Below are 25703 nucleotides of genomic sequence, written 5' to 3' on the forward strand. Positions count from 1 at the left end.
GGTATATTGCCGTGACGGGCCAATTCGCCCGGTTGCTTGCAGCCTACTTCGGTAGAACATCGGGAACTGCTGGAACTTAGTTTACTAGGGCCAATTAGCTTTGAAGTGGCGGGCGGCGACCTGCAGCTTCAATCGCCGAACTTTGGGCAAGTTAGGAGCGCCCGATGCATCGTGCGACCGTAGTAATTGCAGACAGACATCCTGTGATGTTGGAAGGTCTCGCGCGTGTCCTCGGTTCAGAATCCGAGTTCGAGATCGTTGCGTCCTGCGTTGATGCTGCGAGCTGTATAGATGCAATTTCAACGCTTTCACCCGACATCGCGATCATTGATTCCGCAATGCCGGAGCTGACCGCACTGATCAACCATCCGCCCGATCCATCGAACAGCCGATCAACGCGTTTTGTGATCTTTGCTACTAGCGAGGATTACGATCTAGTCTCGGCGGTCGCCCCCGCGGGGTACAGTGTCCTCCTAAAAGAGATGACTAGCCAAGCCGTGGTGCAAGGCTTGCGAGACGTAGCGAAAGGTCTAACCGTTGCTTCGTTAGCGCCCGCCGATCAGGCCGTGCCTCGCGAGCAGAGCCTAAATGCGGAAGGTGCGCTCACGATGCTCACTGAACGCGAGCGGCAGATCATGTTTCTGGTGTCTCAAGGCCTGCCGAACAAGGAAATTGGCCGCCGGCTTAACATTGCCGACGGTACCACCAAGGTGCACCTGCACCGCATTTTCCAGAAGCTTGAAATCAACAATCGCACCGAGCTTGCTGCCCTTGCTATCTCGGAGGATGAGCGCGCCAATACAGCGCAGGACAAACCGCCATATGCTGTAACGGACCCCGTGGAGGAGGAGCACTAAGCTTCACCAGGCCGGTTTACGGTATGTGTAGCGCAAGGTAGGTGCATCATACTTTTCGCAGGTTTTCGCTCGCCTATTCTTGGACGGAGAACTGAAGAACGAAGAGCGAGCGGCCGCCAAGCTCAGGGTTATCGCTGACTTCAACCTGCCATGAAATGTGCTGCAGGAGTGGGTCCATCGCGTGATGCTTGAGGATCTCGCCGCCGAGCTCCATGGCTGCAGACCGTGCCGCGGAAATATCGCGGAGATCTAGTCCGACATCATCGAGTACTGAGTGCCCGTCACCGAGCACTGAGTGGCCGTCGTGGATATGAAAGAAATACCGCGGCATAGATGTCTCCGGACAACGCTGGCATTCCGATGACTGCAGCGACTTCCCTCTAGGTCGAGACTTCGCACCACATGGGACGCATATCAAGCCGCTATTTTAGGTGAGCTCAATGATCACGATGGGTACCCCAACCTTGATCTCTATGATCACGAATTCAGAATGACAGATAGCTTGCCAAAGACGCGGACCATTTGACTGCTGGTGAGAACATCGAAAACGCTCATATTCCGTAGTAGCGGCGATACCAGCGGATAAAATTGCAGATACCGGTTTCGATTGGGGTCGAAGGCGAAAAACCGGTATCACGGATGAGATCACTAACGTCAGCAAACGTCTCTGAAACATCCCCTAGCTGCATTGGCAGCATCTCCTTCGCTGTGGTCCGTCCCAGCTCCTTCTCGATCAAGTCGAGGACGTGCGTCAGCGCTTCCGGCCGGTGGTTGCCGACATTGTAAAGCTTGGCTGGTGCGCCCGCCGCATCGGCGTTGTCCGCCGGAGCGCGTTCGATCAGCCGCGAGACGACGCGAGTGACGTCGTCAATATAGGTGAAATCGCGCCGCATCTTACCATGGTTGAAAAGTTTGATCGACCGGCCTTTGACGATCGCGTCGGCAAACAGGAATATCGCCATGTCGGGGCGGCCCCACGGCCCATAGATCGTAAAGAACCGTAAGCCGTTCACCGGGATTCGATAGAGGTGACTGTAGGAGTAAGCCATCAACTCATTCGCTTTCTTGGTCGCCGCATAGAGACTGATGGGGTGGTCAGCCGTATGTCGGGTCGAAAAAGGCAACTCGGCATTGGCTCCATACACGGACGATGAAGAAGCGTAGATCAAATGTCCGCAGGCGTTCTGTCTGCACCCTTCCAAAACATTAAGGAATCCCTCCAGATTGGCGTCGACATAGTCGTGCGGTTGATCGATTGAATGCCGGACCCCGGCTTGAGCGGCCAAATGGATTACTCGCGTGAAGCGATACTTTCTGAACAGCTCGGCCATCGTCGACCGATGTTTAAGATCAACCAGCGCGAAAGAAAAACGCGGATGGCGGCGCAGAATGTCAAGGCGTGCACGCTTCAGTGCGGGATCGTAGTAGCCGTTGAGGTTGTCCAATCCGACGACGCGCCGCCCCTCATCAAGCAGCAGCCGGCTGACATGAAAACCAATGAAGCCGGCTGCTCCAGTCACCAGAACGTCGGCGGTAACTTCTTCTGAGCGCGATGACATTCGTTGCCGACCTTACATGTAGTTCGCGCGGTGAATGAGGCGCCATCCAGGGCATTAAATTAGCTCCCCAACGCGGTGCCCTAGTGAGCGCCTGGATAATGATGGAGGAATCGAGCTGCTGACAGCCGCTCGAACGGATTACTCCCTTCATCCTAGTCGCTAACTCAAGTTCCAGCGGCTGGCGTATATGATGTGCGCGAAGCCGGTCATCATTCATTTGCATGAAGATGAAGCCAATCAAACCTGCAGAGTTGCTTCGCCGTCCGGCTTTCCGGACGTGCCCATCGGCTATCAGTACGCGCTGTCCGGCCATTCACGTCATTGACTTGAGCGCGGACGGCGTAGTCAGGGGTGTTTCGGATGAAGATGGTTCGTGTTGATTGTCTGGGCGCGAATGTATCGAGCATCGGTTTCGGCTGCGCGTCGCTGGGAGGGCGCATTGGAGCTCGCGGGGGGATCGAGGGGCTCGAGCGTGCATACGAAGCCGGAATTACCTGGTACGATGTTGCGCCTTCGTATGGCGACGGGATGGCGGAGTCGATTTTGGGCCAATTCGCATCCATGAAGCGGGGCAGCGTCTTTATCTGCACAAAGGTCGGGATGCGCCCACCTGAAATATCCGCCGCCATGCGATTCCTGAAGCCTATAGCCCGCGCCTCTCTTGCAGTGTTCCCCGCAATTCAACCGCGCCTCTCGGCGATGAAGTCAAAGCCCTTCAAAGTCCCGCTATCTGCCGAGCTCATCAGGACAAGCATCGACGACAGCTTGAGACGTCTTCGCACGAACTATGTGGATGTGCTTGCTCTCCATCGTCCGACCCGCGAAGAGGTCATGCGCGAAGACATCCTTCGAGCAGTCGAGCGCGTCGTTCAGGACGGAAAAGCTCGGGCGATTTCGATTGCAGGAGAAAGCAAGGGTGTAATTGATGGCCTTCGCGAATCCTTGCCATATCGTCTGATACAGATCGCCAATAATCCGTTCGAGCAGAATCTACGGATATCAGCAGACATTGCGCCGCGTAGGACATTTATCACGTATGGATCATTTTCAAGCATCGATCCGCTGGCCTCAAGGATCAAATCGGACAAAGAAATGCTGAACGGCTTGCGCGAAATGGGATATCAGGGCAACCTCAGCGAGATGGCTGCTGCTTTTGTCGTGGATTATGCTCTGGCAACGAATTCGGCAGGAGTCACACTGTTCTCGATGTTTCGAAAAGAGCATCTAGCATTCAATCTGCTACGGCTGGCGCAAGCCCCGATGCTGCATCAGCTCAATCGTATAGCCGCAGCGCTCTCGAAGGACCGGCGGCAAACCGAGCCAATGTGCGGCGACTCGAATGATCGGCGCATCGAAAGATGCTGATGGCGGCGACGGCGGTGTCAGCTGCCCGATTGTTCATGCTTGTGTTGGTGCAACGATAAATGCAGAGTTTCTGGACCATGAGGCCTACTCCATCATTATCGTAAAAAGAAAGACCGGGTACGAAGCGCGACAAATTTGCGCCTGTAAACAGCTAAGCTCGTGATGCCCCGCCTTCCTCACCTTGCTTTGCCCCCGGCTCCCTTGGTCTCTCACGAGGGCGTCGAGTCGATCTAGCTGACGAGCTACACCCGCAAAGCTCCTGCCGATGGTAAGGACATGACGTTCTACCAATGGCTGAAGTGTTTCAAGCGCGGAGCGATCGAGTTTGCGCGGGATCGACATTCAGACACCGTAGCCGAGCTTTATATAGATCAGATGGACGAGACCGAACAGCAGCAGCCACGCAAAAAATACACCAATGCCCTCTTTGCGAAACTCCCGGAGTAGCACGTTAGCATCGGGATTATTTATCCACGAACGCCAACTCATGCCACGCTCTCAGCCAAAAGGCGTCTCACTCGGACCATGCTGAAAACCGTTATCGACTTTCGTTTCTTGTCATCAATGGTCGAAGCTGCAAGCTTTGAGGAGTCAGCAAAAATTGATTGATCTGCCGTGCGTGACAGCAGCAAACTATGGAGTCGATATTAGTTTACTCCAATTGTTGCGTCTTGGCAGAATGGCAATGCTTGTGGCCCCAAGCATGCGGCGGGGCGCACGTTACGACAACCAACTGAAGATGGTTCGGACAAGCTCGCGATGCTGCAAGCGATCTTATTCGCAGCCATTGCTTCATCCCTTTCAACTCGTTTGGTGACTCTCTTCAGACCCTAAAACTCGGCATGCCGGTTCAGGACGGTTGAAGAGTTGGCGCCAAATAGTGTCACAGCGAGACTGCCATCGCTCTGAGCATTTCCTTGTTTACCATGACGGCGCTCCTAATCGCTTCGTCGGGTCAGCGCATGGGCCCGGGGGGAAGGCGACGTCCGTGCATTGTCAGAACTAGGCACTCGCGCTCGCCGAAGCCGTGGCCGACTTGGGGCGATTTTGATGCCGTGCTTTTTGTCGAACGCTTTCAACCAGCGCCTGATATAGGCGGGATCGTCAGGGCAGATCTCCTTCAGCACGCGAAGGGTTTGATCGCGGAAATCCTCTAAAGTTCTAGCCATTTGGTCCTACTCACACTGTCAATCGGAGCAGGCTGGAACGAGCAGCCGCAGTCGTCAAGCCCGGAACGGGGTTGGCGTAAATAGCCATGCCAGTGCGTTGTCCTGACCGGCGCTGTCGGGCACGCTCTGACCTGGCCGAAAACGGCACGGATGGGGTAGGCGACGTTGTGTACAGCAAATCTTACACTGCGTTCCGGGTCTCGCAACTTAAAACGTGCGCCAAGTGCGGGGATTAACCAGTTTGATTGTATGTGTCACTGGACCGATATCGCACAACCTAACGCCGCAAGGGATGATTCTCCTTTGCCGAGCAGGAGCCGTCCACACATGGCCGGTTCTCAATTTACTTCGTTGTCGATGCAATCTTTGGCTTTATCGCTTGTGCTGCCGAGCCGACGCTTACGGCCGCGTCATTTTTGCTCAACGCCTGGCAAGAAGCCGGTGGACGGCAGGCTCAAGCGGAGGGTCGGCGCCGACTTGCAGCCCGATCCGCATCTTCATCGATATCCTACGCCAACCATTGAAACTTCGCCCGGAGCCGGCTGGGCTGCTCCTTTAGAGGCCGTCACCAATGTAGGCTGGAAAGGTGGCGACCTTCCACCGGCCCCGGTCTTTCCAATCATTCTTACCTGCCGATGGCCAGCAATTCTGTGGAGCATCGACTTGGCTAGGTTGCTCTTTCTGGCTCTTCCAGACATCCTAGTAAGTGCGATTTGGAGATGCATTTTGCGCGCTATTGTGCCGCTATTGCTCGGCTTGGTTTTGGCGAGCTGTGACTCAGAGCCGACAACAACAGGCTCGATCAAGTCGTGCGCGGTAAACGTTCATTCGCCGTATAACTCCAAAGCGCTCGACCAATGTGTCGACGTTTGCATGAAGTGTGAGAATGGGAGCCGCGTAACTTGCTCCACCTCCTGTTCGCTGCGGGGAGCGCGTTAATCATCGCGTGCCTTCGAGGCGCTGGCGTGCCCGGCTCCGGACAAGCCGAGGCCTTGGACCGCCCCGAAATGGGCGTATGTTCAAAAAGATGGCGGAGTTTCAAGAGCGGAGGTCTTCTCGCGCCACAGGGAATATGCTGCCGCGCCAGCTGAGTACGGTATCGACCGTGTTGGACAACCTGCCATGGCAGCTCAATCAAGACGGAGCGTCAAACTCAATCCGGTTTCAGGCTTTCCATTCGAGAGCACGTCCCGAACTGCTCAAAAGCGGCACTCACTATTCAGCGTTGGTCTAAACTAGCTCCGCTTGGAAATGCTCGCCTGATTTACGGTTCTCGCGAGCCGACATTCACCTTCAAGGGAAGCTCAACCGGTCACGGTCTGATTCCGACCAGCCTGTTTTGCGTGATACAGTGCGTTGTCGCATCGCTCAAAAAGTGCTTCGTAGCTCTCCCCAGGGATGAACTCGGTGGCGCCGATAGAAACTGTAACCTGGCCGATATGTTCTCCGGTAGCACGTTTGGTCAACCGAGCGTCTGCAATTCGCTTGCGAACTCGTTCGGCTACCTCCTTGCAGCTCGAGATGGCGGCACCTGGCAGCACGCCAAGGAGTTCTTCACCTCCATATCGTGCAGCAAAGTCGGTATCCCGAATTGTGTCTTGCAAGCATTGGGCTACGAGCCGCAGGACCTGATCTCCCAATTGATGTCCGTGCTTGTCATTGAAGGACTTGAAGTGGTCGATGTCGACGAGGAAAACGCTCAGTGCCGCTCCCCGCTCCATGGCCCGAATCTGCTCTGATCGAAGAAACGATTCTAGAGCGCGTCGATTCGCAAGCCCAGTAAGAGCATCCGTTTTCGAATTCACTTCAGCCTGTTCAAGTGCGGCCCGAAGTTGGTCGAGTTCGTCCGAAGCTGCCGCGAGTTTCGCTTCCAGTGAAGAAGCTCTTTCTGTCGCCAGCACAAGTTCGTGGCTCAACTGCTGCAAAGCTAGCTCGGAATTTTTGCCTTCGAGCGTAGCCGCGATTTGACTCAAGCCAGAGGCGTGCAGGCCGTTGTCATGGATCGCTTCCGACAGATTATCTTTAACATTCCGCAATATGAATCCCAGCTCCTCCTGCATGCTCTGCCCAGCATGAAGTAAGCTGTTGTAGCGCAGAAACGTGCCGTAGAGCTCACGGTTCACAGTTTTGTCGAACGAGCGTTTATTCGACCGCAGAATGTCTATGGTTCTCCGCAATGCGTCGGAACGGCCAAGAACGTAGGTGAACCAAACGGAGAAGTTAGAGGGAATGACGGGGATGTTCAGCTCGGCCAGAAGTTGCAGCGCCTCTTGTGCAACCGCGGCAGCATGTTGAGAATCCAAATCGTCGAGCGCTTGCATGGGCAATTATTTATTCCAAAATGCAGGAAAGAATCGTTTTCAAGAATGATAGCTCAAGCAAGTTCCACCAATCAACAGCGCCAAACGTCAAATGCTGAAACTGGCGAGGCTCTCGCTGCGGCAACTTGCCTTCTCTCCAACATAGCAAAGTTGCGATCTCGGCGTCCGTGACCGTGCAGGTGTGGTCTCAATCAAGGATTGCTTCATCCGGCTCATGCAATCGTCCGATACCTCAACCTGCCGTACACCTTGCGCAGTGCACCCAACGATAGGGCACCAGAACGCAGGAGCAATGTAAAACCGAGACCGCTACGGTTGGCGGTGCGAGCTCTCTGCAACGTTCGCGCGTGCCGTGTACGTGCGAATCCAAGCAACACCGGTGCAGCTTGCTTGCTGCGCCGCCTCCGTTTGCACTGCATTCACGCTTGCGCTCTCGCCTTGGCTGCGCTTCAATCTATGCTTCAGCGCGGCAGTTGTGCATGGAATTATTCATCACCGCAATTTACATCCGAGGTGTCGTGGCGGAGATCGCCGCGGCCGAGGCATTTCTCGGTGACAAGCAGCTATTATCGAGGCCGCCGCAGCTATTGTCGTTGGCTTGACCCACATCCGAGTTGCAAACGAGGGCGGCTGAGATTGACTCCACGGATACACCGACTGGCACGAACTCCTGACGGTATGACGGGATCTGTTCAATGGGGGAAGCTCTAGCTGTCCTGTTGGTTGAGATACGGAAAGGTGAGGGGGCATCTGCTTACATCTTTGAGATCGGCGCCTGCTCCCCCAATGTTTCTGCTCAAGCGATCTGTCTTTCTTTTGTACATTGCATCCCCGTCGCGGCACCTAAGGCAAGAATTTTTGGCTCCAAAGGCCTGCCGTACCGGCGGCGTTCTGTTGCGGATTGGAGCCGGCCAAAATTCGGTGGGAAAAATGAGCGAAGCGTCAGGTAATAATGAAAAGCCGATCTTTACGATGGAGATCGACGGTAAGCCTGTGATAGCGTTCGGGGCCGAAAACTTTGCGGAGGCGCGCGAACTCTGTCGCGAGCAGTGGCTGAAGGATGATCTCGCCGGCCTTACGTCCGGCGGTGTGTGGATTTATAAAGAGGGAGCGAAGCTGCAGGTCCGCCGAGCTACGGTCAGAGAGGTAGAGATGTACGGAGATGCTGAGCGTTCGGTAGAAGCAGCCGATGCTCTGATGATCGCTTATTTGGTCGATCTCGATGATATGGATTAAGAAGAACTGCTCTGCGAGAGCGGCGTGGCTCTCACGACGTTTCTGACGTATATGTGCGATGCGCTGCCGCGCTCTCAGTGGACTATGCGGTCGAGAGCTTCTTGTTACGAGCAAACAATTCACATTAATTAAGTTACGAACTGCGCGAGCGTCAGCGCCCAAATGGCTTCACTGACTGGCGGTGAGCTGACGGCGGGGTATCATTGCCTCCAGCGAAGCCTGCGCCTCCGATCGCGGCCTTCATCAGTGCATGAACGTGGTTTTAGTTGCGCAAAGGCAAACTCTCTACCAACTTTGTTTTGAAACGTGTCAATGGTCCCATCTACTTCCCGCCCATCCGGTGCAGCCGCGTCTGCCGGGCAGGGTTTAGTGCGAGTTCCCGCATGACATTAAGGCCTGGAGAAGTCATTGGTTATCCCCGCGACCGAATGGTCTACCGTTTCACGATGATGCACGGAGACGAGGTTGTTTTATTTGAAATCAGCAACGCCGCTCTGTCTGAGCTTGGTAAGCGCTGGCTGACGCGCGGCAGCCTGAACTTGGATGCTGTTTTTGAGGGCCACCGCGATTTGATAGAACGGATTGCGACCTGTCTCTTTGACAATGCTGGCTACCGTGCTCCGATTCCAATTAGGATTTTCGCAAAGCACCTGCCAGCCATCGGAGCCGTGCGTGAAGCCAATCCCTGAGCGGGAATCTATGAGCGGGACGAGGGTCTACGGCTGACGCCTCGCAACCGGCTATGTTGAAGCACCGCTGTCATTTGATGGTTGTGGCGGAAAAGCAACCCGGTCCCGAAGCCGACGAGGTCACTCGGCAATAACGGCCGCCCGCTACGAAGCCCCGCTCTCAAGCAACTCGCACGCCCTCGACCCACATGATCTAGTGGCTCGGGCCTGCAGCGCGTAGTGCAACCTCGATGCGCCTTGGGGGGCTCCCAATGAATGAAGATGGAGGAATCCGCGTCAGCTGAGCTGGGTGTGTGACTACGAGCCCGGCTGCTGGTCCAGGGAAACTGCCGGCATGCTAAATGAGGGCTAATGGTACAGCTGCAAGGGTGTCCCGGTGGTGGTGTCGCTCGATAGAGCAAAGCCGCCCGGCGCGTGCCCCCAATAGCGCGGTAGCGGGCGGGCGGCTTTGCGGTGGTCACCGGCATCCGAGCGTCAGCCTCACGGCGATCGCCAGCTGACCAGCCCGGCTCTCGCCGGCGAACGTTGACCCGCCGCCAGCTACACCACGCCACAGGACACGATCAGCTTTAAGATGTCGCGAACCAATCGTCAGGGAACGAACAAGAAGCCCAGCACGCTTCCTCATTGTCGTTTGTCGGAGGGGGTATACGTGCTGTCAGAGGATTGACAGGACACTCATTCGCCCAAACAACAACGTTGATTGAAGCCCTCTCAAAACTCACTTTTGAGGCTTCAATACGGCACTGGTGATTGCTAAATGGCGTGGCGACTTTGCCGTCGACCTTCTCGGGGCCACCCGAGACAGCGTGGCTTTCAGCTATAAATCCAGATTGCATGAATAAAGCTCCCGGCGGAAGCACGCACTATCTACTGCACTCAAAAAGGCAATCGAGGAAAATGTCAGTGAAAAAGGATAGCCCGCCCGTAGCGAATCGAATAGGCACGCGATGCTGACTTACATCTCGCGGAGGCGCCAATTTTAGGGCGGCGAGTTCCAAAGGACGAAGCGGCCCACAGGTGAAAGCTCTCTCAGGCCATCCGTTTCGACCTTGGTGCTCGCGGAGGGCAATCCGGGAAGTAGCGACCACATAGCGCGACAACCTGATCAAAGCCGAGTAGGTTTTGGCTGAAGGGCTGCGGATTTTGGTTGCTTGTAAGGGTGGGGTGCTACCCGCGCACTCACGTTGGATCGTTCCTGAACAGCTGCACCAGAACTGGAATGTTCACGCCAGCAAGACGATTCCGCGCTTCCGGACATCAGTGCAGCTCATAGCATCTTTCGCGGCTGCAGTTCTGCCCGAAACCCTGCGCCCGAGCTACCCACTCGCATATACTTTGGTCGCATCTCGGAACATCGGTTGTGCCGGTTCGGTCACACTCCTTCGCAATTAACTCAACCTGTTAACTTTGCGTTCACCAAGCTGTTGCACTCGCGCGCAAGTAGTGAGACGTGTCCGATCACGCGAGCCACCCCGAACGAGCTCGTGAACATCGGAGTATCACAGTGACGGTTTCATCCTCTCTTATCGCTAGCGACTATCAGCACATTCTTTTCCGTGGGGCTTCAGCCTCCGAACTATCCGCCTGGTCGGCCCTGGAGACCAACTCTGAGGTCATCGCAGGCATCGAGCATTCTCCCGAAGCCTTGCTCTACGTTGATCCCGTGATTCGATTGTATCAGGGCGCGTTTAATCGAACGCCAGATGTTGCCGGTCTCGGTGCCAACGTCGATACAATGCGGGATGGCCACCACTCGATATACGAGATGGCGAATGCTTTCGTGCACTCTGCGGAATTCACGAACACTTACGGCGCGCTGTCGGATGCGCAGTATGTCGAACAGCTATATCACAACGTTCTAAACCGTGTCGGTACGCAGGCCGAGGTCGACAGCTGGCTCGCTACCGGACTGGACCGGGGTCACATTCTGGTTGGATTCACCGAGTCCGCCGAATTCATCTCGAACTCGGCCAACGGTCTGCAAAACTACCTCGACCAAATTGCCGCCGGGCAGCAACCTGCTGGCGGACACCTCGCCGGAAGCGGGGTGTCACCGTTCACGTTCAGCCCGGACGCGCCACTTGATTCGCTTGGACAGAGCCAGTCCCATCCCGGCACCATGATCACCGGCAGCGGGATTCCTGCGCTTCATGGTTCTTCTGCTGTGGATAGCGTAACTGGCACGCAGCTATGGCTTTCGGCATCTTATCGCACTTCAGATACGATGTTCGAACAGACCAGTGTCGGCGTGGATGGAACGGTCCACTTTCAAGGCTTGGCAGGCACACAGGACGGCTCATTCAATGAGCAGGGCTCGAACGCCAATCGTGGCCACCTCGCGCTCAACTTCGCAGCTGTCTCTGGCGTAAATGGTCTCCAAAACAATGAGATCAAATTATTTTTGGATACTGATCCGTCGAATGGGACGCACTACAAGGAACTTGATCTGCACATTATCAATGGCGTTCAAGTCTGGACCGACACTTCAGGAAACCCGGTGATCGGCGACGATCCTCAGGTTGCTCCCAACAGCATCGCCGAAAATACGGCAAACATGATGTTCGGGTACTGGTTGGGGAACTCGGCGCCGCCGGCAGCAGGCCACTATGACGTCATGCTGACCGAAAAGTCGGTTGTTGGAACGATGACCAACCACATCGTCATCGATCTGGTCTGACGAGAGCTCCAGCGACAGAAGAGGAGGGCGCCAGGTCGGCTGGCGCCTTCCTCAATGCTCGACCAGCATTCCGAACGCCCTACATCGTGCTGAGTGCACCAGCCTTTCAATTATATCTTCGTTGGCTGCTGCAGCATTCCTGCTGCAGAGCGTCCACCCCACGCAATCCGAATACCGTCCCGGCTAGCAAGCTCCCTGAAGGCTGCTTGCGCTGTTGAGGAATCGGTGGTGCCTCTATAGCAGTCGAGGCAGAAGCACGACAGTGGTCCCGGCGCTCAGCCTTACATGGGTCTAGGATTCGGCTAACGATAATTGCGCGCCCACGGGGTGGTCCCGAACGACAACCTGCGGCCCGGTATGCAGCGTTGTGCGAGCTCACGCCGTTCGGTCAACCTCGGAGAACCATCGAGCAACCCTTTGCCGCTTTGCGTCGCGTTCTACAACTCCAGTCCAGTCGGCCTGCGGGTGCTTGCGTCGAAGGTCAGCTTCCGCATTCTGAAATGCTGCAAGCTTGTCTTTGGGGACATGTCCGATCGCTGCTATCCAGTTAGTGGGATCGTCATCTGTAGGCTGCCGTTCCGTGAGCGCCATTACGCTTCCGCGCGGCGGACGGACAGTGCAAATGAGATCTTCAAGTAATTCTAAAGCTCTCCTCATCCTAGCTATCCTGCTGTTACCCAATTGCAGAGCAGTGGAGCCCCTTAGAAATGATTCCACACTCGAGGCCTACTCGGCCGCGACCTTTCGGCCTTTGCACCGCTAGCTCGCGCAGAAGGGAGCCAGCCAAACAACGACGCGGCGCTAGTGCGGACCTTCAACCTCTCAATCTGAACTGCAAAGAGCCTTGCTGGACGGACGCAGACGGTCCCTGCTTCTCTGGCGAGTTCACAGGCCAACTTCTGGTAATCGACTGCCGCCCGTAGCCCGAAAATCATGGCTGTCCTAACCGATCATCTAGCATCGCGGCGGCACGAAAAAAGGCATTCAAGCTTAATCAGTACGGCAGGGCAAGGTCAGTCCCTCGGACGCGCCGGTTTTCTGAGCTTGAGCGAAGATCGAGTATGTTTGTGCTCCGCTGTGTCCCTGGGCTAACGTCAGTCGGCCTTCAACTTTCGCCGCACTCCTTCTAGGGCACTCCGACGATTTTTGCATGTACCGTTTTCCTGCTCCTCAGTCCGCCGTTGACCAAAGCCAAGTGATGGTCGCCCGCATTGCCCTCTCGCGCCGCCGTCGGCGAACGCGGCGAGCAGACTGTCACGGATGCGATCCGGGTGCGAAATCATCTCAGACCTTGCGGCGGTGTCTTCACCTGGTGGGGAAGTCGCCCCGATACAGCATACAACCGTCCTGACTGACGCGATCTGCTGACGGTTTGCGGGGCGCCGTTTCAGCTCTATCTGGCAGGTCGCCCAGTCGCTGATGACGCGGAGTGAAGCCAAGCGCTGTTAAGGCGGCGCTGCAGTTCAGCTCTTCGCCGCGGCCGGATACTTTCACTCTGGATGGGCCTACTGCGTACTGCGACTTCAGAAACGTTGACGACGATCATCAGTTCGTGATGATGGGGCTATAGGGACGGCGCCCTTGAGAATCCCGGGTGGGTCCTGAGGAAATGAATTGCGGAAGCCGATTCCAGCTAAACTCTCCATGAAGCCCCCAGGACCTGCCGCCGCGCGAACGGACGGACCGTACACCTAGATCCACTGCGACAATCACTGATGCTGGACGGCGCACCGACAGGACGGAGTTGAAAGCATGTACGGTGAACGGAAATCGACGGCGATTGTACTCGTAGCGCTTTTAGCCGCAATGACTGTGTTATCGACCCAGGCACCTGCTATCACGGTCCAACTAGCGAAGAAGTGCAATACGCTTCTTGCTAAGCAATTTCCGCCTCGTCAGCCTGGAAACCCAGCGGCAGGCAGCGCTAAGGGCGGCGGACAAGAACAGCGCGAGTTTTTTACAAAATGCGTGGAGAATGATGGTAGCATGGACGCTGCTAAGGAAAACCCCAGCAAATAGTTGATTTCGTCAGGCCAACGGCCATCTAGTTTTTAGTACGTGCTCCGGCCGGCATCGTCGATTAAGCTTCTCGCGACGAAAGTTGGCTGGCAAGGACTAGCTCTGGCGGCTGCTGGCGTTTTTCGCTATGATTTAGGCTGGCGCTTGAGTCAGGACACTTAGAGTATGTGCGGCTGCGAATGTCAGGGAGAACGGAGCGGTAGGTTTACCATCGCCCCTCAGCTGTCAAAAGAGACCCAAGATTGTTTGAGAGGCGGCGTATCCGCCGAAGCGACTGTGAGTGGATGTATTTAATTGTCATTGTGATCTCTTCGACTATTATGTCGGCAGGTTTCGCCCACGGCCAAGGTGCTGTATTGCCTGCCGTTCAACCCGACGCTAGTCAAATTCGGGCAGAGCGCGCGAAAGATGCTGATGCCTTGCGCAACGACGCGACGAAGCGGCCTTGGGATAGAGATGCCAATGGCAAAAGGCCATGGGAAGTTCCGTTTCCCCCTAGGAAGATAATCAATCCGGACTGAGCCGACTCTGGGGCAGAGGTTGCAGAGTGGCAGGTCACCTGCATGATTGTGGGGAGCTCCTTACGGTGGCGGGCCGCGAGAGAGATTGGGGCGGTCTGTGCCTCGCGGGATCCACTGCGGCGCCTCCCGGACGCCCATGTCATGGCAGCCAAGCGCTTTCATGTCGATGACACAATCCTTCCTGTGCCCGACATGCCGGCATTCTGCAGGCCGACGCCTATGACGGGTATAACCAGCGGGCGAGATGACAGTGTGGACCGATCCGGGAGGCTGCCTGCTGGCCGCATGTCATCCCGATCTGCCACCAACTTGCTAAAAATTCAGCCCCCGCGGGATGGGGCCGCTCGGCATTGAGAGATTGTTAACCAGAATCACGGTGCCATCCTCGCTTACGGGAGACGGCGTTCATGTGGATCGATCTGCTCATTTGCTGTGCCATCGCGGCGCCGGGCGTCCTCTACGGCGCGGTCGAATACTTTCACTATCTCCAATAAGCCAGCCACTCATGTGTGGGCTTTGCGACGTCGCGGATCTACGGATCGCAATTTTGCAAGACATGGTGGTTGAAGTCCCGGATGAGGATCAGAGCGCGGTGGAGCGCCTAGTCGAGAAAATCGCAGAACTGCGTGCCTACAAGGCTCGAACCCACCCCACCGAGCTGAGCGGGATGAGACCGCGGCAAAGACTACATACAACAACGTCGCCCGCTTGAAATACAGGCGGGCGACGTTGTTCCAGCCCCGGGAGGGGTGATGCAAAATCCCGGCAACTATTAGTGCATGGGACGTTCCTGAAGGTTCAATGCGATTTGCTCAGCCGTGCTGCTTTCCTAGCGTAGCTGGTCCACTTCTTGAATGCTCTTGAGCCCATGCCAGCCCAACGTAGAGACTCCATTTGGACGCCCGAGGAGGATAGAAAGCTCATCGATATGATCGCCGCCGGCAAGTCGTGGACGCTAATCTCAGCGATCCTCCGAAGAGGCATGACGCCAATCAAGGCTCGAGCGCGAGCGCTCAGCAGGCTTGCCGGGGATGACAAGCGGCAGCCACCCATAGGTCTGCCAAGATAAGTACCCGTGCCTCGCATCACGGGGATTGCTTAAGAAAACGCAGACTCCAGCTTGCATCAGGTGGAGACGCTATCGTCCCCCGGCTGAAGTCGACCAACTGATTACCTGCGACCGCCCTCAGTGAGCCGCGAGCCCAAACTGAGGGTCGTCCTTGCGCTTGCCGGATCTGAGTGCGCCCCGGACAACTTCGGACACCGAAATCGCGCTCTGGTCGCGAGGGCATCTAAACACGGCGCCCTCACTTTTCGAGCGAACGAGCTTCATCCGGCGGCCGCATACAGGACAATCCGGAAAACCAATAATTGCATCGGACATAGGAACGAAAACTGAGGACCGACATTTTTGTTCCGCGCCGGGAGCGATTCCGCTTGCGGACCTGATTAAAAAAGTATTAACTTCACTGTACACCGCTACCCCACGCGATTCCCCAAGTCACGTTAGGAGCCGGTCAAGAACCCCGCTCAGCTGGACTGGCGGGGTTCTTTTATTTGGGTTGGTGCTATCGATCCCGATCTGTGCAACATGATCGATGGCAAAATATCTTCAGTACTGGACAGGCGTTGCTGTTCTCGCAGCGCTGACGATCGCCGTGCCTGTTTGGCTAATTACCGATGGCAAACACGTTGAAGCGAGCGTCGTCGGAATACCAGCGGTCTTAGTGTTGACCTGGGGAATTCTCGCGACGATTGGAATGCTGCGCAAAGAATGAGGCGCGCGCCTCGTTTGGGGCCCGCGCTTTTCTCGGGCTACAGATCCCACATAGCGCGGACGGTTCTTGACTCCAAGGTCAGCGCGACCTCCCTATATCGCCGCCATGCGCAAGAGTTTGCCTTTCGAACGGCGCTTAGCGAGGACGTTTCGGCCGGCGCCGAGTGGTGCAACGAGATAAGAGTGGATGTCGCATCTGCTCGCCATGGAGAGTGAACACTTGGGCGAGCTCTCGCTCTGGATACCCTTACCGCGGCGGAGGTCAAAGTACTCGCTAAGGTGAAGAACCGGACGCACCCGGCAATGAGCGAGAATTCTGATGCGCTGCCGGCGCTCGAAGCCCCTTTAAGTCGGCGCTTGCTCGCCAAGCCCTTCGATGATCTCCCTTACGACATTCGCAATAGCGACTGCAAGGGTCGGTCCTTCGGCTTCGTGGATCAGATGATCGTATCGGATCTCGGCGACCCAACGGCCTTGCGCCGCCTGATAATGTCCGATGACTTCCGAATCCGGGAAAAGGGTCTCGCGCAGCTTTTGCGCTGCGAAGAGTGTCTTGTGTTCTTCAAATTCCTTCAGTGCGCTCTGCAGGTTGGGGTGCAAAGATTCGTGCCGACGCATCTGATATGAAACGACTTTGCCCATCGGCTCTCAACAAATCGATGACTAATGACGGTGCAACCGGCGAGGACGTGCATAGTTTCGAGAAAAGAATCATCTCGTCTGACACACTTGCGAGGAACGAATCTGGACCTGGATTGGGCGGCAGCACGTACCCAGGCTTTAAACGGTTGGGACGGACCTGCAGGTTTGATGGTCGTTCCCGAGCGGCGCGAAAGGGTAAAGATCTTTTTTTATCCGGGTGCCGAGGACCACGATGAATATGACACAGCACCGACGCAGCCGCGAAGGAGCTCGCGCGCGGAGCAAGCAAAGCCCGGGGCGCAATCGCGTTCCTCAGCGCACCAAAGCGGCCACCTCGATCGCTGCGCGACCTCTCTCCTGGCTAGCCTTTTGATCGAGCCACATCTGCCCGCCAATCAGGGCTGCACCTGCCGCCGCCACGACCAGCGCGGCGCTCACAATTTGTCGGTAGTCACTCATCGAGAACCTCGGAAACTCCCCCAGCAATAACACTACCGACGATGCCAGGTTCCGACGCGTGCGCGGGCGGCGCCTCCGGGGGAGATATCCCAGGCAGAGAGAAAAACTTGATCATTAATCTATTTGATCAAGCCCGCCTCGAACAGCAGAACGACGGCAGCGACGGCGTAGCTCATCAGATACACAGACACGACACGCTCTCACGCAAATTTACTGAATGGCTACGATGCTAGGCGCCGCGTGGTTAATGTTAAGTTGACGCGGTTCTGGCGTCGCCAATACTCGTTATTGGTTCCACGGGAAAGTATCGCACCGTCTGTCGAGTTTGCTTGCGAGTTGTAGCTTCGCCGGATGCAGTTCGCCCGGTTTGCTAACTTCATCCCGAATAGACCGACACGCGCTCCTGAGAGAGGATTGCGTCTTCGCGGAACGGATGCCGCTCGGAGCACAGCGGACACGAAATGTGCGACCTGGCGGCCGCCTAGCACTCTTCGTGTCGCTCTCGGCGACCCTCTCACGGGAGGACGGGGCGTGTCATAAAGGACTGAAACCCATCACACGCTCCTGTCGCACAAACGATGGCTCCGGGGTTCACGATTTGCACGTCATAGACGATCTCCTGTTGCGGCGTCCATCACTGGTCGACTGGTGAGGAGAAGGTTCTGCGGCGCTACGATGGTCGCAAGTGGATCTGCCAAAAGCCAAAAAGCTGACGCGGCAACTGACTGACACCATGCCGCCGATCGAGTCCATCTGCAAAGGTGAGATCAGCGCAGTTGTGCAACTGCAATGCCCCACGACATGAACCAGAGGGCCGCGACGCCCGCCAATAGGCGTGTTCGGAACGCAATCCGGCTCCCCGCCAACAGGCACGTCAGAACATAGCATTCTGTGAACGCACGGAAAAAAGCGGTCGTTGCGATCCATGGGCCGCCCGCACTTAGGATTGACATGACGAAGGCGAGGGGAGTCCAGGCAGCGAAGTAGTCCCATTCAGATAAGGGTGCGCGCAGGAAGGTCTTGGCCGCGCCGTAGAATCCGACTGCCAGCACGGCGAGAGCAAACAATTCACCTGCTACGTTCCAAGGAGATGCGGATAACAGCGCCTGCAATGCACCAGCAAACGGCCAAGTGATGTTGCCTTCTGTGCCGCTCGTCGGCGACACGCCCCAATACCATGTCAGAAAAGTGCGCCACGCGAAGAATGGAATTAGCGGGGAAGCCGTCAGGGCCATGCGATGCCAGTCCCTGCGCAGGAATTCTAGCGCAGCAAGCCCGCACACGACGACGATGTTCGTCTCGCGCGTGAGAACTGCGACCGTCGCGAAAACGGCAAAAGCAGCGGCTCGCTTGGAAATGTGGAAATAGAGTGCTATCAGCAGAAACGCTGCTGAAGCAATTTCGGTCGTGTCGTGAGTCAAACTGGTAATGAAGCCCGGCCATAGCAAAATTGCTATTGGCACCCAAGCCGGTCCCTTCAGCCGAATCGCAAATACCCAAATGCAGAGAAGCCCGAGCAGATTGACTGTAATGAGGGCTAAGGGGACTACCTCAGGTCGGCCGCCGCTCAATGTAAATGCCAACAATGGATAAATGATCCGCTGCATGCGAAAAGGTCCGTTGTCGAATTTGACACCCGCGACACGTTCGCTGCGAGAAAAAGGATCGATTGCGAGGCGATAGTAATACTGCCCGTCATAGCCATCTGCGTTGCGAATGACCCGTATGGAATCGGCGGTAACAAACCTATCGCCGGCTAAGATGAAAATAGAGGCATCAAAATTGTGCCGCGCGAGCGGGACTAAAATGGCTACGGCATACACCGAGACGATGAGGATGAAGATTGCCCAGCTGCGCCGAGCTAGGACTATTTGAGACGGCGCGAACTCCTGCTGCATGATAAGAAGGTAACGCCCGATCATACCTGGAGCAATGTTCCTAGGGCACCAGAGGCGAACCAAGGCCCTTTGCTTAGCCGTTAATTGCTCTCCACGCGAACCTGGCGAAAGTCTGCCTCGCTCGGGAATGTGCTCTTGAGCGCGCGTCCACCTTACCAAAGTTTGCCGCCGGATCGCTTCGCTAGAGATGTACCAGGCGGCCTATCGGGCAATAGAAATGTAGCTCCCGCGCCGGCTCATTCGGCGAAAAGCGCCCTCGTCCAGATGGGCGCGGGCGGCATCCTAGCGCGGCGCTAATACACTCACAGCTATCCTTGATTTGGAGCTGTTCTGCTGCTGCGAGCGCATCGCTGAGTTCTATTTCTGGGTATCGGACGGTCCTATCAACCTGAGTGTGGCTTAGCAAATGCAAAGCTCGTAAGAGGCTCGTGCGTCGATAGATGAGGCTTGTCTTTGTTTAACGTACCGACCGGACGCCGCCTGCTCGGGGTTGGATATAGGGGCTTGCAGCGGGGCATACGGTCTCTCTCTTAGAAATGCAGGTGGCAAGCTATTTCCGTGATTCGAGTTGAACCCGAAAGCCTTTCGCTTCAATCGCGCGGATGAGTTCTTCAAGGCTCATCTCTTTGTGCGATGTATCAATTTCCTCGTGAATTGCATTAAGCGCGGGTTGTTTGCCGCCTTCCAAGAACTCGGAAGTCACACCCAGAGCCTTTGCAATGGCCATTCGTGTATTGGTTCTCGGCATCCTGCCCCGACGCTCCCACTGCCATATAGCTGGGGGGGTCACGTTGATCCGCTGGGCTAATTCCGTAACGGTTAGAGACCGCTCCTTCCTGAGCTGCCTCAATCGTGAACCGAAGCTGGCTTTTCGCGTCGCATTGATTTGGGCCAATTTAGTCACTCTTCTTCGAAGTAGTTTGATGTTCTTGCACCCTGGATCTTCAAGCCGGCGAAAATATGAATACGAAACGGGGTCGAAGATGTGATCGTAACTTTTCGAGCCTGTTTTTACGTACGCATGTCGGGGGTTCGGTGATGTCGCAACGCCAAGATCTAAGAGCCGCGGGTGAAGTAGCGCCTTCTCGTACGCCGGAAGATGCTCCTATCAATCCGAGTGCGATAAAGCAAGCTGATCAATTTGTGCGGCAGTCCGCGATTGTTCCATCCATCGCAACGAAATAGCTGCTGCGAATCCCAGCCGTCGGTCCACCGGACAGGCGGGGTCGCCGCTCGCCGCGATGTCTGCGACAATCCGCACCTTGTCCTCGTCGCTCCACTTCCGCCGACGTGAAGGCTTCAAGCCGTCCTACCGGCTCCGTGATGGCAGTATGCACCGTATTCATTCTAAGCCTAACGGTCCAAAACCGAACTGCAGAGTCGCAGATCAACCCTTCATCCAAAAGGTGGCCGCTGAACAGCGCTTACAATAGATGGCAACTCGATTCAAATATTCCGAGATCGTGCTTGGCGCGCCATTTCCAACAGAGCCATCGGCGTTTCGAGCTATCTGCCAATGCCAGAGTTGCTGCTAACGTTTCTAAATGCCGGGGAGCCCAAGGAGCTAATGCTGCCCATCGGATTTGCGCAGCTATGATTAAATGAGGCCCTGGATCGGTGGCCGCGCCTAGGCCAGGCTGCGCCTTTCTTGGCGCGCGGCTAGCAATGCTGAGCGTTTGAGCCCGAAACGAACGTTCGTCTGGGCGCGACTAAGTCGCAATTCGACGAAAGGTTCCGAAAGCACTATTGCAAACCGACTTGATCGAATTCATCCGCAATTGCGGCTTGAAGGTCTTTTGCAGCCGTCATGTCAGCGGTGCCGCCGACGCTGTCGCCCTTCTTGAACTTGGCCAGCGCCCGGCCGTAGAATGCGCGTGCAAGCGTTGGGTCGAGCTTTAACGCGAAGCTGTAATCATCAATAGCTGCTTCAAGTTGCCCCATTTTGAAGTGAGCCAACGCGCGCCACTCAAGCGCCGCAGCGTCACTAGGCTCCAACTGAAGGGCCTTGTTGCAGTCCTCCATCGCAGCCTGCAACTGTCCGATGACTACCCGTACCCAACACCGTCCGCTCCACCCGACGTTCAAAGCGGGATCGAGCCGGATCGCTGCATCATAGTCTTTGGCTGCGAGATCGTGGTGCCTATACTTCTGGTGAATTTCGGCGCGGTTTAAGAACGCCTTTGTATATTGTGGGAAGAGTTTGACGGCTTGGTCCAAACTTTCGATCGCGAGGATATATCCGCCTTTCTTGAAGTAGGCCACGCCACGGTTGTTATATGGCTTGGCGTTTGTTGGATTGAGCTTGATCGACTGATCAAAATCAATAATGGCTCGATCGTAGTCGCCTTTTTTGGCATAGGCGTCGCCGCGGTTGTTATAAGCTATTGCCGCGGCCGTCGAGTGTTGCCCCAAATTGATAATCGCTGTGCAACCATCAATCTGGATCTCTGGCGAGCTCCGATCGATACCATTGCACAACGCGAGGCTTTCAAGAATGTTGGTCTTCCGCTCCGTCTCCTGGGCTCCGCTTGGTTTGTCGAGCACCAGCAGCAGGACGAAAATGGAGAGTAAGCCGCGAGTAACGGAAGCTGCGCGCTCGATAGAGTCCATCTTGACTACACCATTGCCTGACGTGCTGGTTGTTCAACAACCCCGGCAAATATTCAAATTCGGCTTTGGATCCAATTTAAGCTGTTGCTCGGCCGGCTTATTGGCGACCCTGTTTTTACCCAATTCCAGCAGAGTGGAAAACCGGACAGTCCCATCATCCGCTACTTCGACATGTGGCGTGGTGCCTCGAATACCCATCGTTGCGACCGGCGTATCGATCCTCATGTCTCCCGTCTTCGCAACCTTCCCGGCAACAAACGTAAAGGTGCCTCTGCTAAGATTGAAAAACGTCAAATTCGATTTGCCATTCGGGTCATAAACGAATTCGTCAAGCGTCATTTTGGCGTTGCTCGACAGCTTGAACGAGGTGTCATCGGCGAAATTAATGCTGATTTGTCCATCTGGCCCGGTTCGCACCACATCGCCCTGATAAACAAGATCGCCCGCTCGTGTTTGGACCGCTTGACTTGGGAGAGCGACTTGAACAGCCACCGCATTTACATGCTCGACTGTGACCGAGCCTGAAGAGGTAACAACTTTACCAATCGGACTTGCTGGTGCCGCTTCTTGCACGATTGGCTGAGCGGAACCGCCTTGCGCTTGCGTTGCCCGAGGCAAAGAGCCTGCGAACAGAACCAGCGTGATCGCAAAGATGGATTTCTTATTCGTCCACATGATCCTCCTCCTCGAGAAGGTATCCTACTCGCAAGATTCAAATTGCTTTGGTGCAATAATTAGCTCTCAAGTATCTGAAATAAATAACGTCGGTCAATTAAGATTGGTAGATGCCGCACTGGTTTTCTTTTACCTCGCGCAAGCGCTAGGGAGTGCTTAGCGCCCGCCTTCACGTAAGTGACTGAGATCGTTGCTTCAATCAGTGATCCTCGCGGCCTAGGATTTACCACCCCACAGGAAGCAGAGGCGCATCGCGATAACGCATAATGCCGTGCTGGTCGAGTAGGAATAACGGCTGGTAGTCCGTGACGTCTCGGTCTTCCACTATCGCCATGTGGCGATTATCAAGGGTCAACCAGCGACCCTCCAGCCGGACTGCAGCAATGGCGTGATCCTCATTGCGACCGAGATGGCGCATGATCACGATCCGCAGGTCGTCAGCCGAGATTCCAGCCTCACGCAACGCGACAAATTTCGCAATCGCATAGTCCTCGCAATCGCCTTTCCCGGCTGAAAAAGTGTCCAGTGGCGAAGCCCAGACGTCTATCGAACCATACCGCGCGAGATCACTCACTGGCTGAACTGCAAGATTGATAGCGCGGTTGATTTCACCAAGACGGGCCCGTCCGTCCTTCGCTCTGCCTGCCTCCACGATTGCTAGAAAACGTAGGGCCGGTGGCGATGAGCAATGCACTCGGTCGCGCTCGCAAAGCGCCAACTGCACCTGTTCTTCTTCGAGTTTCTGCTGAACCGTGCGCCAGTTCTCGAAGAATACCCCCGTTGTAAGGCGATAAGCCTCCTGACCGAATGGTTCGCCGGATCTGCTGAACCGCTCCGCCAGACTGGGAGAGAGGAGTGTTCCCGCAGCTGAATGTGTCGGTAGTCCGAACGCAAGCAGGGCCCAAGTCAGCATAGTCATGCCGAACGCACATGAACGATCAAACATAGCCATCCTCCTCTTGTTGGGGCCAGTCGCGGTAGGCATCGACGTGAGGCGGTATGATCCGAAAGCCCGCTTACGCTCTCCTTAAGGGTTGAGCAATTGCTGGGAAAAGCCAGAACAGGTTGAGATCTTTGATAATTTTTCGTCGAAAATGGGAGCTATCAAAGTGCGCGCGATGGCTATCATTATCACCTTCAGCGTGTCAGCTGCTTAACCGGATTTGTCACATTTGCTGAGAACTGCTGCTTTTGTTAGCAAATTCACAGATTTGAGCCCCGATTCGGCCCATGACATGCATTTTTGACCAACGCGACGAATATGAAGAGTAGGATGGCCTGGCGGTTCGATTAACCAAACCCCAATGGTATTTCGTATCTTGCTTCGTTTGTTATATAAACCTGTAAATTAGTTTGTTTAAATATTAACATTTTGCGGGGCCTGCGTTTTGAGACATCCCCCCGACCCATTTAACGAGCTATCCCCTGGACCCATGCTGGGCGAGCGGACGCATCAGCATGCAGATCTCAGCAAGGGCGAGTTCGCTACTTCCGCTCCTGTCGGCAGCGCGTCTCTAAACACCCAGTCTAGCCTCGCCAAGTCTACCAGCAGTATAAGTCCAGAAGCTCATTCTTCTGCTGAACAGGTGATCGGGTTCGACCGTCTTCCGATTGGTCGACCAACCGCAAGCTCTCGGTGCCGCAATCGCACGGCTGAGCTCGGCATGTTATCGTTAACCGGATTGATCTTCGCGCTTGTGAAGGAGGTCGAGGCTGCTGACCAATCGTCTCGGAGCTCATTGTCGGATCTCCTCGACGACGACACCATCAGACCAAAAGATTTGCAGCTCAACGGCACAATCGACCTCATTTTGAGAGATGGAAGGCATTACACGCTCGATGATCCCGAACAGACAATAGTCGTCAACCGCGGTGGATCGATTGGTGTCGTCGCCAACAGTGGCGCCCGCATGCTGGAGCTGCAGACGTTGCAGCAGGAGGTGCTAGCGACCTATGCTGTAGGTTACTCGGGGCCGACCAGCACAGGAGGAGGCGGCTCAAGCACGCCGCCTTCCTTGTTGATCTCGCCGCTTGGGCTTCAACCCATCAACTTCATTCAAGATGCTCCGACAGCACCCAATCTGATTCCTGCAAATCTGCCGGTTATCGGCGCACCTGCGTCGGAGCCGATCGCAGCAAAGGCGCAGCTTCCTGCCTCACTATTGCTGACGCAGCCTGGCGCGGTGACTGACGTCGATACTGCCGCTTTTGACACCTTCAAGGCAACAAGCGGGTCGTTTGTTGCGACAGACGCGAATGGAGGTGCGTTGACCTATGGAATCGTTGGGGGGACAACTGGGGCAGTTGTGGTGCTCGGCGGTGCCGCTTATGATGTGTCGGCACCTAGTCCTTACGGCACCCTCTATCTGAACAGTTCCTCGGGCTTCTATGCGTTCGTCCCGGATAGTGCCGCGATCAATACGCTGACGGCCGTTACCACTGAACAGTTCATCATCACGGCATCCAACGGGTCGGTGTCGACTAGCCAGACTCTCATTGTTGCCTTTGACGGCGCGAACGATACTCCCACGTTTGCACCTGTCCCGGGAATAACCTTGACCGACACGGCTCAGGTTGATCACTTCGGTGCGGTGATTGGAACGCTTCACGGGACCGATGTTGACCTTCCTGCGCAAACGCTGACTTATGGGATTGTGGGTGGGGGCGCAGACGTTTCAAGCAGCGGCTACAATCAATCCGTCGTGGACGCCTACGGCAAGTTGTACGTGAACACTGTCACGGGTTCGTACATTTTCATTCCCGATGATATGGCGATCAATGCGCTAACTACGACTAAGACGGAAAGCTTCACCTTTACTGTTTCCGATGGAGCGCTCTCGGTTACCCAGGCCTTTGCGGTCACCATCACCGGCACCAACGATGCGGCCAGCATCAGCGGGACGGCGAGCGGGGCGGTGACCGAGGACGATGCGGCCCATCACAGCGCCAGCGGCCAGCTGGCGGTGGCCGACGACGACAGCGGCGAGAACCATTTTGCCACGCCGGGCTTGCTGGCGGGCAGCTACGGCACCTTCACCTTCAACCCGGCCACCGGGCAGTGGGGCTACACGCTCGACAATTCCAAGGTCCAGTTTCTCGGCGCCGGCATCACCACCACCGACAAGCTGACGGTGACCTCGGCGGACCACAGCGCCAGCCAGGACATCGTCATCACCATCACCGGCACCAACGATGCGGCCAGCATCAGCGGGACGGCGAGCGGGGC

The 25703-nt window shown here is 55.9% G+C and carries 18 protein-coding genes; 8 read left to right on the forward strand and 10 right to left on the reverse strand.

The window, feature by feature from the left end:
- Nucleotides 1-164 precede the first annotated feature (164 nt).
- Nucleotides 165-857: a response regulator transcription factor gene (locus tag C7G41_RS29065; RefSeq protein WP_106945731.1), complete on the forward strand. Its 693-nt coding sequence runs from the start codon at nucleotides 165-167 to the stop codon at nucleotides 855-857.
- A gap of 73 nt (nucleotides 858-930) precedes the next feature.
- Here C7G41_RS29065 and C7G41_RS29070 read toward each other — a convergent pair whose 3' ends face one another.
- Both C7G41_RS29070 and C7G41_RS29075 read right to left on the reverse strand, forming a co-directional pair.
- Nucleotides 931-1188, reverse strand: a complete 258-nt coding sequence (locus C7G41_RS29070) for a hypothetical protein (RefSeq protein ID WP_106945732.1) — start codon at nucleotides 1186-1188, stop codon at nucleotides 931-933.
- A 220-nt stretch (nucleotides 1189-1408) separates the two neighbouring features.
- A complete protein-coding gene (locus C7G41_RS29075; RefSeq protein ID WP_106945733.1) occupies nucleotides 1409-2416 on the reverse strand; it encodes an NAD-dependent epimerase/dehydratase family protein in 1008 nt (335 codons plus the stop codon).
- A gap of 360 nt (nucleotides 2417-2776) precedes the next feature.
- Between C7G41_RS29075 and C7G41_RS29080 the strand changes: the two genes are divergently transcribed.
- Nucleotides 2777-3781: an aldo/keto reductase gene (locus tag C7G41_RS29080; protein WP_199198665.1), complete on the forward strand. Its 1005-nt coding sequence runs from the start codon at nucleotides 2777-2779 to the stop codon at nucleotides 3779-3781.
- 276 nt (nucleotides 3782-4057) lie between these two features.
- A complete protein-coding gene (locus C7G41_RS37470) occupies nucleotides 4058-4228 on the forward strand; it encodes a hypothetical protein (protein ID WP_158268049.1) in 171 nt (56 codons plus the stop codon).
- A 2026-nt stretch (nucleotides 4229-6254) separates the two neighbouring features.
- Here C7G41_RS37470 and C7G41_RS29085 read toward each other — a convergent pair.
- Complete coding sequence (locus tag C7G41_RS29085; RefSeq protein ID WP_106945735.1) at nucleotides 6255-7271, reverse strand: GGDEF domain-containing protein; 1017 nt, start codon at nucleotides 7269-7271, stop codon at nucleotides 6255-6257.
- A 786-nt stretch (nucleotides 7272-8057) separates the two neighbouring features.
- Between C7G41_RS29085 and C7G41_RS29090 the strand changes: the two genes are divergently transcribed.
- The 4 genes from C7G41_RS29090 (at nucleotide 8058) to C7G41_RS37085 (ending at nucleotide 16194) form a co-directional block, all read left to right on the forward strand.
- On the forward strand, nucleotides 8058-8507 hold the full coding sequence (locus tag C7G41_RS29090; RefSeq protein ID WP_146159821.1) for a hypothetical protein: 450 nt from the start codon (nucleotides 8058-8060) through the stop codon (nucleotides 8505-8507).
- A 383-nt stretch (nucleotides 8508-8890) separates the two neighbouring features.
- A complete protein-coding gene (locus C7G41_RS29095) occupies nucleotides 8891-9196 on the forward strand; it encodes a DUF1488 family protein (RefSeq protein ID WP_106945737.1) in 306 nt (101 codons plus the stop codon).
- A 1507-nt stretch (nucleotides 9197-10703) separates the two neighbouring features.
- Nucleotides 10704-11876 (forward strand): DUF4214 domain-containing protein, encoded by a 1173-nt coding sequence (locus C7G41_RS29100; protein WP_158268050.1) that lies wholly within the window; start codon nucleotides 10704-10706, stop codon nucleotides 11874-11876.
- 4138 nt (nucleotides 11877-16014) lie between these two features.
- Nucleotides 16015-16194 carry a hypothetical protein gene (locus tag C7G41_RS37085; protein ID WP_146159822.1) on the forward strand — a complete coding sequence of 60 codons (180 nt, stop codon included), beginning with the start codon at nucleotides 16015-16017 and terminating at the stop codon, nucleotides 16192-16194.
- Nucleotides 16195-16538: 344 nt separating this feature from the next.
- Here the strand turns inward: C7G41_RS37085 and C7G41_RS29110 are convergent, their stop codons facing one another.
- The 7 genes from C7G41_RS29110 to C7G41_RS29140 all read right to left on the reverse strand — a co-directional run bounded on the left by C7G41_RS29110 (nucleotide 16539) and on the right by C7G41_RS29140 (nucleotide 23423).
- Nucleotides 16539-16835, reverse strand: a complete 297-nt coding sequence (locus C7G41_RS29110; RefSeq protein ID WP_106945740.1) for a hypothetical protein — start codon at nucleotides 16833-16835, stop codon at nucleotides 16539-16541.
- A gap of 312 nt (nucleotides 16836-17147) precedes the next feature.
- A complete protein-coding gene (locus tag C7G41_RS37475) occupies nucleotides 17148-17294 on the reverse strand; it encodes a hypothetical protein (RefSeq protein WP_158268051.1) in 147 nt (48 codons plus the stop codon).
- Nucleotides 17295-18061: 767 nt separating this feature from the next.
- Complete coding sequence (locus C7G41_RS29115) at nucleotides 18062-19216, reverse strand: hypothetical protein (RefSeq protein ID WP_106945741.1); 1155 nt, start codon at nucleotides 19214-19216, stop codon at nucleotides 18062-18064.
- 526 nt (nucleotides 19217-19742) lie between these two features.
- A complete protein-coding gene (locus tag C7G41_RS38845; protein ID WP_306768062.1) occupies nucleotides 19743-20096 on the reverse strand; it encodes a helix-turn-helix domain-containing protein in 354 nt (117 codons plus the stop codon).
- Nucleotides 20097-20935: 839 nt separating this feature from the next.
- Nucleotides 20936-21802, reverse strand: a complete 867-nt coding sequence (locus C7G41_RS29130) for a tetratricopeptide repeat protein (RefSeq protein WP_106945743.1) — start codon at nucleotides 21800-21802, stop codon at nucleotides 20936-20938.
- Between the two features lie 33 nt (nucleotides 21803-21835).
- Nucleotides 21836-22477: a FecR domain-containing protein gene (locus tag C7G41_RS29135; RefSeq protein ID WP_106945744.1), complete on the reverse strand. Its 642-nt coding sequence runs from the start codon at nucleotides 22475-22477 to the stop codon at nucleotides 21836-21838.
- 223 nt (nucleotides 22478-22700) lie between these two features.
- Nucleotides 22701-23423: a transglutaminase-like cysteine peptidase gene (locus C7G41_RS29140; RefSeq protein ID WP_245446757.1), complete on the reverse strand. Its 723-nt coding sequence runs from the start codon at nucleotides 23421-23423 to the stop codon at nucleotides 22701-22703.
- A 718-nt stretch (nucleotides 23424-24141) separates the two neighbouring features.
- On the opposite strand from C7G41_RS29140, the gene C7G41_RS29145 reads away from it, so the two are divergent.
- Nucleotides 24142-25703, forward strand: a 1562-nt coding sequence (locus C7G41_RS29145; protein ID WP_199198666.1) for a VCBS domain-containing protein, incomplete at its 3' end; no start/stop codon positions are given.

Origin of the sequence: Bradyrhizobium sp. MOS002, from assembly GCF_003020115.1 — a bacterium.
Lineage (GTDB): Bacteria > Pseudomonadota > Alphaproteobacteria > Rhizobiales > Xanthobacteraceae > Bradyrhizobium.